The following is a 13,595-nucleotide window of genomic DNA, read 5'->3' as shown; positions in this document are numbered from 1 at the left end:
TTGCCGGGTCGGCGTGGACACGGTGAGGACCGGACGTGGCCGAGGCGGCCTCAGCGGCACGCGCTGGCAGCCCGGCGCCGCCAACAGCGCCGCGAGCGCGCCGCCACCACGGGCGGGACCACCATCGAGACCCGCGCCGACGCTCTGGGAGTGCGGTTCACCGGCATCGGCCACGCCGGCTCCGGGTACGGGCCGCGCGCGGCCGGGGCGGTGGGGCCGGCGGCTGTGCCTGTCGTTTCGGGTGCGATGGCACACTGCGGCGGCCGCCTTTCCCTGGCACGCCACAGCCGCAGCGGCACCTCGCCGTCCGGGCGCGTCCTCACGGTTCCCTGACCTGATGCCTCGTCACGTAACATGCCGAGGCCGTGGCATGTCCCGCGCCTGATTCTCTCCTCCGCCTCGCCCGACCACCGCTACAGCGTCATCCCGTTCACCATGCCGCGAGACGCACCTCCTGCGAACCCGGGACCCACACCCCGACTGGCGAAAGACTGACAGGCACCCCCGGACACTGGCCCGTGCAGTGGGCGGCCCCCCCCGGACGAACCAGCGCGGGGAAGCGGCCCCTCGGGCAACTCGACCGGGAAGCGCAGGGCGATGGCGGACCTGTGAGCTTCGAAGAGTTCCGCCGCCGCGCACCGACGAGGCCCCACCCTCTTTTCCGGGGGCACGGAGAACTGAGGCGGTCCGTGCACCCCCGCGACCGGCCCCTCCCGCACCTGTGGTGCAATCCAGTCCGCCTGCGCCTGCCGGGTGGTGGGGGGCGAGGCCCAGCCGGGGGCGCCGTGGTGACGGTGACCTGTCTGGCCGCACCAGATGACTCAACCGGGGTCGGCGTCTTCGGTGGACGGCAGGGGTGGCGCCGGCTGGCCGTGAACGTGTACGTCCCCGTGGATGGCCCCGGCCTGGAGGACGGTGCCGGCCGACGAGTGGTGCACCACGTTCCCCCCGGCGCCGATCGTACAACCGCCACGTTGCTGCGGGACGTCGCGCGCTGCTGGGACCAACACCTCGACCGGCCAGGCCAGTTCCCGCCAGGCCGGTACGTGCGCGGTGGTGGTGGGGGCGAGGCCGAAGCGTTGTGCGGCGGCGACGACGGCGGCCCCCAGGCACAGGCGCCGCCCCAGATCGTCGATCTCCGCCTTCAGCTGCCCGATCCGTGTCTCGACCGCCCGCTCCTCCGCGGCATACGCCACCTGCCGGGCCGCCAGTCCGGCGTCGCCGAAGTGCCCGGCCCTGTGTACGGCGAGTGCGCGCCGGAGCCGCCGCGGCAGGCGGCGGTGATCTCCCGAGCGGGCGAGAAGACGTGCGAGGGCTTGCGCCGACCGGTCCTCCTGCTCCGTCAGCGGCCCGTCCTCAGCAAGCCGTGAGGCCATCCAGCGGCACAGTTCGGCCTCGTCGCGGGGAAGCCGGTCCGCGATACCGATCAGGTCGGCGGCGAGGCGCCTGATCCGCACCGACCACTGCCACTGCTGCGCGCGGGATCTGGCAAGCAGGTCACCGCGGGTACCGGCCGAGCGCAGGGCATGGCGGGCCTCCCGCGCCCGAGCCAGTTCCGCGTCCCGGCGGTCGATCTCCAGGGTGACCGGCTCCATCTCGACACGCACCCGTTTCAGAAGGGCGTACAGGCCGGGAACGTCGCCCAGCGCCACGGCGTATGCGCGCTGCTCCAGCAAGGAGACGACGACCGCGCACGGCAGCAGTTCCTCGGAGACGCCGAAGAACCTCCGCATCTCCCCGGCCGCTGCGGTCAGCGCGTCCTGGTGCTCCCGCAAGGGGTGGGTCAGGGCCGGGAGGAGGGTCACATCCTCCACGACGGCACCGTCAGCCGGGCACCCGCCCTCCGCGTCCCCGCGCGGCGGCCACGCGTCCATGCGGAGCGTCGACCGCGCCTGCGGCCAGGGCGTGTCCAGCCTGCTGCTCTCCCCCAGGCACGACACACCCTCGACGGCGGTCGCGTGCTCCTCGTATCGCCAGTGGCCTGCGTCGATGACGAGCCCGCAGCGGGGGGCCGGGGTGATCACGCCGAGGTAGCGGCACGTGACGTCGTGCGTGTCCGGCCATTCCCGGAACACCCTTCGGTGCAACTCCGGATTGTCGGCCGAGCGCGCCAGCACGAAGACCAGACCCGCGTAACCGCCATCGCCCAGCGAACGGAACGGCCGCCGCAGGAAGGCGCCCACCGTCATCCGCCCCATCGCGTAACCCACCGCGGCCTCCCCGGTCGACACCCGGTCACCTTACGGAATCTGCCCGATCCGCGCTGCCGCGCCCGTCCCCGGCGCCGCCCACGTCGTGTTGTCCGGGGCGGCCGAGATCCCCTCTCCGCCCCGGCGGGCAGCTCGCCGAGGGGAGTCGTCCGGTCACGGTATCCCGGCCGCGCAGGAGAAGGAGGGTGGTTGGGGGATCCGCGCGCGGCCGGAGTGCAACCCGCCGGGTGTGGTCCTGGTGGCGTGTCCGGTGCCTGCCGGCCTTCGACCGCGAGGCCTACAAGCAGTGCAACACCGTCGAGCGGTGCATCAACAGGATCAAGCAATGGCGCGGTCTGGCCACCCGCTACGACAAGACCGCCACCATCTACCTCGCCGGACTCCACCTCGCCGCCATCTTCATCTGGTCGGCAAGATGATCCGAAAGAAACTGCCTAGCCGCATGAGGAGTCTTTCCCACGCGATAGCCGAGGGGAGAGGTGCCGTCCGTCAGGGCCGGGGTCGGGGCGCTCAGGCCGGCTGCGCTCCGGGGCTCGGCGAGGGGAGAGCGTCAGCCCTTCCAGATCATGCGGGTCATCCCAGGATCGTCCGCCACTGCGCCAGAGCTTCAGTCATGCGCCGCGCGGTGATGCGGTACTCATTGGAGATGATCGCGGCGTTTTCATCGGTCTCCGGAGAGGACGCGTACACGGTGATCTGGAAGAGGGCTTCCGAATCCCCGTCGTCCGCGTCTTCGCGCTCCTTCAGCCTCTCGACCTCGACGTATGCGCCGTTCGGGTAGTCGAACGTCAGGACATTGCCGTGGTTGTCGGCGGGATCGTAGATCTTGATGACCGGGATGCTGTCGCTCATCCGGCAGACGATAGGGCACCAGGACGCCCGGAGAGTGCCCTTTTCGGCGAAACAACTCTTTTGTTGGGTGTGCCCTTGACACTCCGATTCGGGGTGGGCGTCGGGGAACGTCCCCGACCCCTGAACAGGGGGCCGGAGGAGAGTAGATCGGGCATCCGGTCAGCGACGCGGCTGCCTCCCTCGCCCTGCGCTCGGAGATGGGCCGGATGGCCCCCGCCCCATCGCCCCTCCCGGAGACGGCGGAGGCTGCCCGGCCCCCGCCGGGTGCCTTCTATACCGGATCCGGTTCGTCTCGGTCCAGGTGATGATGACGGCTCCGTCCTGGTCGTTGGCGCCGAGGACGCCGTCACCGCCCTTGCATCCGTACGCGCCGTTGTCGCCTTCTTGTTTGGGGGCGTCGGGGTTGCCGGCGTTTCCGGCGTTGGGGTTGAACGTGCCGCCGGCTCCGCCGGTGCCGCCCCTCCTGCCGGAACCACGGGCCAGGGCCTGCCCGTTGCCGCCGTCCCCGCCTGCCGTTCCAGCGACACCCTTGGAGCCGGGGACCTAACCGCCCTTCGGGTCCGGCGTGCACAGAGCCACGCCGTGCGGGCCTCCGCCGGTTCCGCCGCGGCCGATCTGGGTGGGCGAAGCTCCGCCGCCGCCGGGGTAGCCGCCCACCGCCGGCGTCGCGCCGTCCGGTGACAACGCCGGCCGCGTGGCCTCCAGCTCCCACTCCGTGATCCGCGCAGCAGTCCCGCCCTGCGGGGGGACCCGCCACAGCACGCCCTGCACCTCGACGATCAGCACGGACCCGTCCCGCGACGCGGTGACCGACCCTCCGGTCACCTCCCGGTACCGAGGGACGGTCTCCCCGCCCTCCCCGCACCCGGCAAGGCCGGCGCCGGCCGCCGCCCCGCAGGAAACGGCCGGCACCGCGGCCACCGCCAGCCCTGCCGCGGAAGCCCGCAGCAGACCGCGCCGGCTGAAACACCCCTCGTCCACCCTCACCGCTCCCTCACCACGCCACCCGGCACCCCGGCTGCGCACCGGCCGCCGTCCCGGCATCCGCCGGCGCGCGCTCCATGCTGTCGGGCGCCGCGAACGACGGCCGCCCGATACACCGTTCCTGGCCGGCCGTCCGTGCACCGGCCGCGGGCGTGCCGCAGGGCACAGAAGGTGAGGGGCGCGTCCCCGCCTCACACCCGTCACCTCCAACCGCCCTGCGGCCGCGCAGTGGACACGGTGCAGGAGCGCGGAGCGTGGCCCGCCGCCCGCCGCCCGCCGCTCGCCGCCCTCCGCCCGCCTTCAGCCCCCGTGCCCGGCCCGGACCGGCATCCCCCGGGGCCCGGTCCCGGCGACCCGGCCCCGCACCGGCCCCCGGGCCACGACGCGGGGGAGCGGGGAGACCCCGCGTCCCGCTCCCGTACGAGCGCACCGTCCTCGCCGGCGCGGCAATCCGCGAACAGCTGCCCACCGCCCCCGCCACCGCCCGCCACCGCCGTGCGGGGCCGGGCGTACGACGACGTCGCCCACCAGCAGGCGGCGATGCCCGAGCAGCTGCTCGCGCCCGGGACGGCCGACCCCGGGCACGACGACCAGGACCCGGACGTGCCGCTGGCGGGGAGGCGATCGCCCTGACGGCGCTGCGGGCCCTGCGGAAGTCCCCTACGGACGTGGGCCCTCGATCTCACCGCCGGCCGACTACGCCGCCTCCAGGACGCGTTCACCAAGGCGGCCGCCGACGCCCGCACCCGCGCGGACCGCCACACTGCACAGGCCGACGCCCGCACCCGCGGGGGACCGCCACACCGCACGGGCCGACGCCCGCGCCCGCGGGGGACCGCCACACCGCACGGGCCGACGCCCGCGCCCGCGGGGGACCGCCACACCGCACGGGTCGACGCCCGCGCCCGCGGGGGACCGCCACACTGCACAGGCCGACGCCCGCGCCCGCGGGGGACCGCCACACCGCACGGGTCGACGCCCGCGCCCGCGGGGGACCGCCACACCGCACAGGCCGACTCCGACGCGGTCCGTCCGGTCCGCCCGGTCCGCTCGGACGGCCAGCAGGCGCACCGCCGGCAGCAGCCCGAAACCGCACCGCGGCCGGGACACCGGCCACCGAGTGGACCCGGTGGTGCGCACCCGGTGCGGTGGTGCGCACCGGCAACGCCCTGCCTCCACTCCACCCCGCGTGGAGCCCACCCTCCGGGAGTGGACACCACGTGCCCGGCATCCACTCCACCGAACGGGGCCCGCCGGCCGGAACGACATCGTGGGGGAGTACGTGGGCACTGCCACGCCGGCTGACCGTGAGCGCGTACGCCCGTGGGTCACGGGCTTCTTCCGCAAGCCTACGGACCGGCCGCTCGGCGGCGCCTTCTGAGCGGTGACGCCGGGGTGTTCGGTAGGGTTTCGGGGTGCTGGCTGCCTGGTCGGTGCCTTCCTGGGGGGGATGACGAGACGAGGACCATGCCGGAGCAAGCCAGCCCGCCTGCGATAACTCCGAAGGACCCGCCGGCCGCGTCGGTCGAGGCGGCGCGGATGGCGGCGGTGCGCCGTTACGACATTCTCGACACTCCGCCGGACGGCGCCTACGACAGAGTCGCGGCGCTGGCCGCCCGCCTGTTCGAGGTGCCGGTGGCGACGGTGACGATCGTGGACGAGGACCGGATCTGGTTCAAGGCCACGCACGGCTTGGAGGGCGTCACCGAGATCGGCCGGGATCCGGGCCTGTGCGCCTCGGCGGTCCTGACCGATGACACCACCGTCATCCCCGACACCCTGCTCGATCCGGTCGCCTGCTCCAACCCGCTGGTCGCCGGTCCGATGGGGGTACGGTTCTACGCCGCCGCTCCGATCATCACCGCCGACGGGTACCGGCTGGGCACGGTCAACGTCCTGGACACCCGCCCCCGCGAGATCTGCGAGGCGGATTCGGCCACGCTCGCGGACCTTGCCGCGGTGGTGCGTGACCAGCTTGAGCTGCGGCTGTCCGCGCTGCACGTCGTGCGCGCCGAGCAGGACAAACGCCAGGCGGAGGAGGAGGCCCGGCAGCGCGCGGAGCGGGACAAGGCGGCCATCGCCGCGTTCGCCTCCACCCTGCAGCGCACCCTGGTGCCCCCGGCACTGCCCGCGGTACCGGGGCTGGAGGTGGCCTGCCACTACAAGACCGCCTCCCCCCAGGAAGTGGGCGGCGACTTCTACGACGTCTTCCCCGTGGGCGGGGACCGGTGGGCGTTCTTCCTGGGCGATGTGTGCGGCAAGGGCGCCGAAGCCGCCTCGATCACCTCACTGACCCGCTACACGCTGCGGGCCGCAGCCCTCGTCGACGCCGAACCCACGGCCGCGCTCAAGGCCCTGAACACCGCGCTGCTGCTGGACGCGGCGGTCGGCACCCGCTTTTGCACCGCCGTCTTCGGTCTGCTCGACCCGGCCCGGGACGGCGGTTTCACGGTCACGCTGGCCACCGGCGGCCACCCGCCCGCCTACCACCTCAGCCCCACCCAGGACGGCGGCATGCTGGTGGAGGCGGTCCACGCCAAGGGCGGCATGCTGGTCGGCGCGTTCGCCGAAGCCGCCTTCGCCTCACGCACCCTGCACCTGGCACCGGGCCAGGGACTGCTGCTGTACACCGACGGGCTGACCGAGGCCCGCACCGCCGATGGCCGCATGCTCGCCGACACGGGCCTGATCGACTTCCTGACCCGGCGGCCGGCGCCGGTCGGTGCCGGCGCCCTGATCGACGACACCGTCGCCCTCCTGGACACCCTGCCCGACACTGAACGCGACGACGTGGCACTGCTGGCCCTGTCCGTCCCCACCCCCGACGCCGCTCCCTGCGGCATCACCACCACCGCCCACAGCGCCGCCGCCCCGACCGCCGACGCCTCCGTCGGGCAGGAGAACCGACGCCCATGACCGACGCATTCCACATCGACGTCCCGCACACCGACGGCACCCTGGCCGTGATCGCACTGTCCGGTGAGTTCGACATCGCCACCGCACCCGCCGTGCGGGCCCGCGCCCTGGAACTCCTCGCCGACGGCCACCCCGACCTGGTCGCCGACCTCTCAGGCGTCACCTTCTGCGACTCCTCCGGCCTGGGCGCCCTCGTCGGCATCTGGCGCTGCGCCAAGGACGCCGGCGGCTCCCTGACCCTGGCGGCCATCCCCGACCGGCTGGGCCGCCTGCTCAGCGTCACCGGGATGGACACCTTCCTGCCCGTCCACCCCAGCGCCGACGCCGCGCTCGCCGCACGCCAAGGCAACCGCACCACCGCCTGAAACCCCCGCTCGCCGGTCAGCACTGCACAGCCCGCGACGCTGAAGTCCCCCTCCCGGAGGCGAACCGGCGAATCGGGTCTGCAAGGGGCCGACCCGGCCCCCCGTCCGGCAGGGCCGGTCCGACCGCGCCCCGGCCCTGCCCCCTTGTGCGCCATCTGTGTCGGAGGACCAGACGAACACGGCGCAATCACCGGCCCCCTTGTCAGCCCGTCAGCCCCTACCGCCCCGCCGAGACCACGAACGACCCCGACCCCTAGGCCATGCCGAGGAAATGCGCGAGCTCCCGGCCCAGCGTGTCGAGGGGGCCGAGGTACTGGGGTGCAGTGAGGGAGGGCGCCAGTCCCACCAGTTGAAGAAGCGTCGGCGTCCGGACGTAGTACTGGATGACCCTCTGCCTGGTGGTGCCGATGAACAGGGAGTCGCCCTCCCACGCGTGTTCCCGGGTCATGCCCCGTTTGACTATCTGCCTCACTCTGATCTGGAAACAACCGAGCAGGACGAGACCGGCCACCGCGCTGAGAGTCACGCTCAGCAGCGAGGCGTCGCCGCGACGGATCTCCGTGAAGGTGCTGCCGACGATCATCGACCACACGGCGATCATCACGAGCACGGTGAAGCGCAACGTATACGGCACCGCCGTGTGGACGCCGCGCCGGACCACGCTCTTCGCGGAGGCGGTGGCCCGCCCGATGCGCTGCGCCAGGAGGAGGGCGGGCGGCCTGGGCTTGGGCAGTGCGTGGCCGGTGGCCGGGTTGTCGGGAAAGGCGGAGGCCGCAAGCTGCCCGGTCGGCGGATTGTCGGGCGTTATCGGATGTTCGCGGCCGGCAGGATCGACAACCTGCCCGGCGATGACGTGCGGGGCGGAGGCGATGCCGCCATCCACCAGACGCCACCCCAGTCGCCGCCGCAGGCGGTAGAGCTGGTCGTGCTCCTCTTCGAGGATCCGCTGGATCTGCCCGAGCGCTCCGTCGACGTCGTTGAGGCCGCTGACGAAGGCGTCCTCAAGGCGTACGACGGTTGTCCCCATGGACACCGCGCCGGCCTTGAGCCTTTCGATCTCCTCCTGGAGGCACTTGATCGTCCGGTTGGCGTGGTCGAGCATCTGCTGAGCGATGTCACGCTCGGTCTGCGCCTTGTCCCGGGCTTGGAGGAGCTGCCGCTCCCTGACCTCCGCCTCTTCGATCATGGTGCGGAGGGTGGCGATCTGGGCAGGGTCCGGCGTGCGCTGTTCCATGACGCTGTCGAGCTGCTGCTCCAGGCGCGCGATGTGCTGGAGGTGGTCGTTCTCCCTGCCGAGCATGAGGAACAGCAGCATCTCGAGGCGATGGTGGCTCTTGGTGGCAATCAGCTGAGCCTCGTACATCTGCTGGATCTTGTCGTACGCGGCGAGCAGACGCTCATCCGCGGAGGCCGTGGCCGGAAGGCCGGGAATATCGGGCACTTCGACGACAAGGCCACCGTGCTGCGCCACGCCTTTGCGGGCCTTCTTGCCATCGCGCTCCGCGGCGACCCACTTTTTCCACAGCTCCTGGGCTTCACCCTTCCACTTGTTCATCGTGACCACGTCCGGCGAGCAGATGTGGACGACCGCGCTGACGAACTCCCAGTCCGGGGCGATGCCGGCGAACCGGCTGTAGACGGTGTCGATCGACGGGATTCTGCCGCCGGTGAAGTCCTCCGGCTGCAGCTTCGCGTGGAACTGCCTCGCTGTCATCCCCGAGGCACGGAGCCACTTGCGCATCGCCGTGGCCAGGTCATTGGCCTCCGGCCTCCCGCCCTTCAGCTCCCCCCACGGACGGCCCCCTTTACCGCTGGCGTTCTCTGCCATTCGTCCCCTCCCCCGGGGCGACAACCCCTTGTTGTCGGGCTCAGGGCCATGGTTGTCGTGCCCATAACCCTGCGTCGCTTCAACCTGGGCCCGCACTGACTGACAGTCATACCAATTGCTCCATCCGGGGGCACAGAAGTCAGGCACATCGAAGGGGAGACGACCGTGAAGAAGCACCCGAACCACCGTCGGCACCACCGGCTCGCGATGAGGGCCCGTGCCGGCCGAAGGCCCGGCCAGCTCGTCCTGGCGGTCGCCAGCGCCGCCACCGCCACTGCCACCAGCACCCTGCTCGCATGGGCGCTCACCCACATCCCCTGGTAACGAGTGCTTCTTCCCGGGATCGGGCCCACCCTGGCAGCTGTCTCAGCGCATGCTCGCGGCCGGCCCCTCACGGCGAGGCCCTCGCAAGGGTGCAGGAGACGCACAACGACCCGCGCACCAGTCCGGTGGCGTGGTTGTGGTCGCAGCCCATGCGAGGGTCCGTCTCACCGCAGACAGCGCAGCGGCCGGTGGGCACGGAACTGCGGGGCGAGGCTCACCGACGACCGCTGGACGCAGGTACGCGGGTGAGACCGGTCCTGGGGCGACGGCCTGTGCGGATCGTGCGCGGACGCGGCCAGGGATCGGGCCGAAGCCGAACGCCTCGCGCGCCGCCAGGCGGAAGAGGCCGTAGCCCGAGCGGCGGCCGAACCACCGGCGGTGGCCAAGGGCCGCGGCGTGTTCCGGATCGGGCGGCGCCGGTAGCCGTGGGCAAGCCCAAGAGAAGTCTGGGCAAGCCGCCGTCCCCGGACGGCGGCTTGCCCACGGCCCCGAGGCGCGCTGAGGCGGTGGGGCGCGTCATCGCCGACACCAGCGAGGCCCTGGTAGCCGCCTGCTAGCCGGGAGCCGAGACCCACTGGCCAGCCCTCTACGTCAAGGCCCGTACCGACGGCGACCGCTCGGTGCGCGCGTGGTGGTGTTCGGTGCGATGGCGACCGGTGTGTAGGGGCTCGGGGGGGGGGGGGGGGGGGGGGGGGGGGGGGGGGGGCGGTGTGGCGGTGTGGCGGGAGACCGAGTTGCTGCTGTGGAAGGCGCTGGCCGCGTGGTTCAGCGTCAACGCGTTCTACACGGGCGGCGGGCTGTGGAACTGGTACGTGAACACGAGCATCCCACCCCCCCCGTACACCGAACGACGTCGACACCTTCGCCCTCACGGTGGACGTGGTCGTCGCCCCCGACCTGACTCGATGGGAGTGGGAAGGACGAAGACGAAAACGCGCACGTACGGCGGCTCGGCTTCGTCACCGACACCGAGCACCAGGCCGTGGACGCCGCCCGCGACCAGGTGCTCGCGATGCTCACCGAACACACCGGCCTGTTCGCGTACGTGGAACGGTGGGCGGTCTCGCGGTGGCAGCCGGGCTGGCGCAGCGCCTCAAGGCTGCCGATGCCCCGCAGGTGCTTCTCGGACGTTTCCCGTGACCGCCTGGCCGTCGTCGACCGGGGGCCGCCGGCAACGGCGCCTGAGGCCCCATACGTCGTGGACGAAGTCGCAGGCGGCGGCCGGAGCCGGGGCGTGGCGGAAGATTCGACGGGTACACGCGGTCGCACACGACGAAGTGTCAGTGCACCACAGAAGAAGGGGTGGGGTCCCACCATGATGATCGCCGGAATCATCGCTGTCTGCGTCATACTCGCCGTTCTGGCGTTCTTCCTGCCCCGCCTCTCCAGGCATGCCGAGCAAGGTACTCAGAAGACCCTCGGCCTGGGCTCCCGCGCGGGCGGCAAGGCCCCCGGCCCGCTGGGCCGCCTCTTGAGCAAGCCGTTCAGCAGCAGCTCCAAGGCGGTCGGTAGGAGTGGCTCGCTCGGCCGCCGCATGCGGGGCCACATGCCCTTTTGACCCCGCGCCCCGTTCGGCCCGGCACGCAATCCCCGTCGGCGGCCGGGCCGCTGTGTGCCGGCGAGGGCGAGCAGCACATCCGGCTCCTGGCAGCCGGCCGTCCAGGAGAGCGGGTACCGCGGCGGCCGTGCCCGCCCCGCTGTGGGCGGAGTGGCGAGAGCCGCACCTTTCATCGGGTCGTCAGGGATGCCGGGCGTCGCACGGCCCGGGTCGGCGGGTCCTCGGGTCCTACGGGACGGACAGCTCGCGCTCCGCTTCCCGGGGTTCGGATCGAGGCGCATGGTCGTCACCGCACCTTCCCCTGTCGTGAGGACCAGGTGTCAGGCCGCGACCAGGCCGCCTTCGCCAGTACGCCGTCGGCGGCGTCACCGTTGAGGGTGCCGGCGGTCCAGTGGCGCGTGGGTGAGCCCCGCCCCGTCCACGACCGGCACCCTCTCGAGACCGGACTGACAAGCGTTCCGTGTGAGGGGGACCGTCTCGGACGTCCCGCACGCACCGACGGCACTGTGGCCGTGATCGCACTGTCCGGTGAGTTCGACATCGCCAGTGAGTCCGGCATCGCCAGTGAGTCCGGGCATCGCCACCGCACCCGCCGTGCGGGCCCGCGCCCTGGACGTCGGCGTCCAGGGCGCATCGCCAGATGCGCTTGCGGTGCTGCTCGACGAACGCCTCCAGGCGCTCGATGTGTCCCAAGGGTTCCTCGGCGCGCACCGCGCTCAGCGCGACGTCGACGAACTCCCTGTCCGGCCAGAGTCGCGTCTCCTGCGCGGCCAGGGCCCACGGGAAGCGTTCGCCGCCAGGACCTCCATCGCGTCCAGCCCACGGCCGGTTCGGCTTCCTCCACCCCGGGCTTCTCCGGGGCGGGGAAGGAGTGCTGCGAGAGGTGGGCGGTCAGCTGGGCGCTGGAGGCGGCACGCCCGTGCTGGGCGGCGGTTGTGTCCGGCAGTTGCACGGCGCCGGCCACGATCTCCGGAAACACCGGGCGCCATCTCACAACCGCCCCTGCAGCGCAGCACACCCGGCCCGCGTCGACGGAAAGGAACGCCCGGAACCCGTCCCACTCCGCCCCCCGCCCATCCCGGCCGCAGATCCGCGACGGGGACGGACACGGTCAGCATCGGTTCCGGCAGTGCCCGGGCCACCTTGACGGTGTCGGTACGGCGGGCCCAGCTGAGCGCGACGACGCAGACGACGGTCAGGCAGACCGCAGCCAGGCACAGCGCCACGGGCAGCACGAGGGTGAGCAGGGTGTCGAGCATGCTGGGTGACCTCCGGTCAGTCAGTGAAAAAAGGGGTCCTGCCGTCCCGGTCGGGGAGGCCGCGAAGGAACCGGCCGTGGGCTGCGCCCGGTGACCGGTTCGAAGTTCCACCGCGGCCGGTGGCGGGACTGTGAAGGGCTGCCGGGGCAGCCCCGCAAGGGAAGCGAGGACCCAGCGAAGCAAGGGGGGTGCCAGGCCCGGTGCCGCCCGCCCGGCCGGCCGGTGTGCGGCCTGCTGCCCGGCCACCCCCCGGTCGAGTTCCGGAATCCCGGCTCCTCGGCCCGGCCGGTGGGCCGCTTTCCTCGGCGTGCCCTCACCGACGGTGGTGAGGTTGAGGGTGCGAGGTCCGGCCAAGGGACTGCTCAAGCCGACTCGGGCATGGCGGTCTTCCTGGCGCTTAACGCCCGGTGTGCACAGCCTGCTCGGCCGGGGCGTGCTCACCACGCCCCGGCCGACCGGTCCCGCTGCCCCGAGCGGGCAGCGGGCATTGCCGCGTCAGCTCTGCAGGACGGTGTAGAGGAGGGCGAGGACGGTGGTGGCGGTGACCATGGCGGTGCCCAGGGCGGGGTTCTGATAGGCGATCCGCCCGATCGCGATACCGGCAAGGATGAGCAGGGCGAGAACGGCGAGCACGTACACGATGAGCCTCGATGAGATAGCGACGAGTGCGGACAGGCACCAGTGAGCCACCCACGACCTGGGCTTAGGGGGAAACCGAATGACAGCGAACGACTCCGAAGAAACCGGAAGGGCCACCGAACCGGTCGCGGAGTTCGCCGCCTGGATGCGCGAACTCCACCGGGACGCGGCAAAGCCCAGCTACACCACCATCGTGCGGCGGAGCCGAACGCGGTACCCGGATGCCACCGTGCGGGAGAGCACCATCTCCGACGTCCTCAGCGGCAAACGACTCCCACGCTGGGAGACTGCCGAGCCCATCGCCTGGGCGCTGGGCGGCGAGCCCGCGGTGGCCGCGTGCCTGGAACGCTGGAAACGCGCCGACGCCGCCCGCTCCACCACACCCGCCCCGCCCACAAAGCGAAACGTCCAACTGCCCTCCCCCCAACCCCAAGCGGCGGACGGATCACACGACACACCCGCCCCGCCCACAAAGCGAAAACGTCCAACTGCCCTCCCTCCCACCCCAAGCGGCGGACGGATCACACGACCATGCCCGACAGGTTCCGGCCGGCCCAAGACGCACCCGGCCCTGGACGCTGGCCACGGCGACTGTCGCCCTGCCCCTGCTGGGCTGGGCCGGCATCGCGATCCTCACCAACACCACCGACACCACCGACA

General features: G+C 72.4%; 12 protein-coding genes. 6 read left to right on the top strand and 6 right to left on the bottom strand.

The window, feature by feature from the left end:
• Positions 1 to 821: 821 nt before the first annotated feature.
• Positions 822 to 2,231, bottom strand: coding sequence for a hypothetical protein (locus ACSUPT_RS00060; protein WP_436943070.1), 1,410 nt, complete (start codon positions 2,229 to 2,231; stop codon positions 822 to 824).
• Between the two features lie 164 nt (positions 2,232 to 2,395).
• On the opposite strand from ACSUPT_RS00060, the gene ACSUPT_RS00055 reads away from it, so the two are divergent.
• Positions 2,396 to 2,629, top strand: coding sequence for a hypothetical protein (locus ACSUPT_RS00055; protein ID WP_436943069.1), 234 nt, complete (start codon positions 2,396 to 2,398; stop codon positions 2,627 to 2,629).
• A 154-nt stretch (positions 2,630 to 2,783) separates the two neighbouring features.
• Here ACSUPT_RS00055 and ACSUPT_RS00050 read toward each other — a convergent pair whose 3' ends face one another.
• Both ACSUPT_RS00050 and ACSUPT_RS00045 read right to left on the bottom strand, forming a co-directional pair.
• Positions 2,784 to 3,062: a hypothetical protein gene (locus ACSUPT_RS00050; RefSeq protein WP_436943068.1), complete on the bottom strand. Its 279-nt coding sequence runs from the start codon at positions 3,060 to 3,062 to the stop codon at positions 2,784 to 2,786.
• Between the two features lie 543 nt (positions 3,063 to 3,605).
• Complete coding sequence (locus ACSUPT_RS00045; protein WP_436943066.1) at positions 3,606 to 3,887, bottom strand: hypothetical protein; 282 nt, start codon at positions 3,885 to 3,887, stop codon at positions 3,606 to 3,608.
• 654 nt (positions 3,888 to 4,541) lie between these two features.
• Between ACSUPT_RS00045 and ACSUPT_RS00040 the strand changes: the two genes are divergently transcribed.
• The 3 genes from ACSUPT_RS00040 to ACSUPT_RS00030 all read left to right on the top strand — a co-directional run bounded on the left by ACSUPT_RS00040 (position 4,542) and on the right by ACSUPT_RS00030 (position 7,327).
• A complete protein-coding gene (locus tag ACSUPT_RS00040; RefSeq protein WP_436943064.1) occupies positions 4,542 to 4,679 on the top strand; it encodes a hypothetical protein in 138 nt (45 codons plus the stop codon).
• Between the two features lie 834 nt (positions 4,680 to 5,513).
• Complete coding sequence (locus ACSUPT_RS00035; protein ID WP_436943063.1) at positions 5,514 to 6,962, top strand: PP2C family protein-serine/threonine phosphatase; 1,449 nt, start codon at positions 5,514 to 5,516, stop codon at positions 6,960 to 6,962.
• On the top strand, positions 6,959 to 7,327 hold the full coding sequence (locus ACSUPT_RS00030; protein ID WP_351968334.1) for an STAS domain-containing protein: 369 nt from the start codon (positions 6,959 to 6,961) through the stop codon (positions 7,325 to 7,327). Before ACSUPT_RS00035 ends, ACSUPT_RS00030 begins: the two co-directional genes overlap by 4 nt.
• 253 nt (positions 7,328 to 7,580) lie before the next feature.
• On the opposite strand, the gene ACSUPT_RS00025 is transcribed toward ACSUPT_RS00030, so the two are convergent.
• Entirely contained in the window at positions 7,581 to 9,155 is a 1,575-nt protein-coding gene (locus tag ACSUPT_RS00025) for a hypothetical protein (protein WP_436943060.1), read from the bottom strand.
• A gap of 165 nt (positions 9,156 to 9,320) precedes the next feature.
• On the opposite strand from ACSUPT_RS00025, the gene ACSUPT_RS00020 reads away from it, so the two are divergent.
• The gene (locus ACSUPT_RS00020; RefSeq protein WP_399218509.1) at positions 9,321 to 9,479 is read left to right on the top strand and encodes a hypothetical protein; all 159 of its coding nucleotides are present in this window, start codon (positions 9,321 to 9,323) and stop codon (positions 9,477 to 9,479) included.
• 67 nt (positions 9,480 to 9,546) lie between these two features.
• Here the strand turns inward: ACSUPT_RS00020 and ACSUPT_RS00015 are convergent, their stop codons facing one another.
• Positions 9,547 to 9,675 (bottom strand): endonuclease domain-containing protein, encoded by a 129-nt coding sequence (locus ACSUPT_RS00015; RefSeq protein ID WP_436943058.1) that lies wholly within the window; start codon positions 9,673 to 9,675, stop codon positions 9,547 to 9,549.
• 1,119 nt (positions 9,676 to 10,794) lie between these two features.
• On the opposite strand from ACSUPT_RS00015, the gene ACSUPT_RS00010 reads away from it, so the two are divergent.
• The gene (locus ACSUPT_RS00010; protein ID WP_399218555.1) at positions 10,795 to 11,037 is read left to right on the top strand and encodes a DUF6411 family protein; all 243 of its coding nucleotides are present in this window, start codon (positions 10,795 to 10,797) and stop codon (positions 11,035 to 11,037) included.
• A 1,754-nt stretch (positions 11,038 to 12,791) separates the two neighbouring features.
• Here ACSUPT_RS00010 and ACSUPT_RS00005 read toward each other — a convergent pair.
• A complete protein-coding gene (locus tag ACSUPT_RS00005; RefSeq protein WP_351968086.1) occupies positions 12,792 to 12,986 on the bottom strand; it encodes a hypothetical protein in 195 nt (64 codons plus the stop codon).
• Positions 12,987 to 13,595 lie beyond the last annotated feature (609 nt).

Source organism: Streptomyces sp. SudanB25_2051, from assembly GCF_964272635.1.
Taxonomy (GTDB): Bacteria; Actinomycetota; Actinomycetes; order Streptomycetales; family Streptomycetaceae; genus Streptomyces.
Note: the sequence above shows the minus strand (reverse complement) of the source record. Positions and strands in the feature narration are given on the sequence as shown.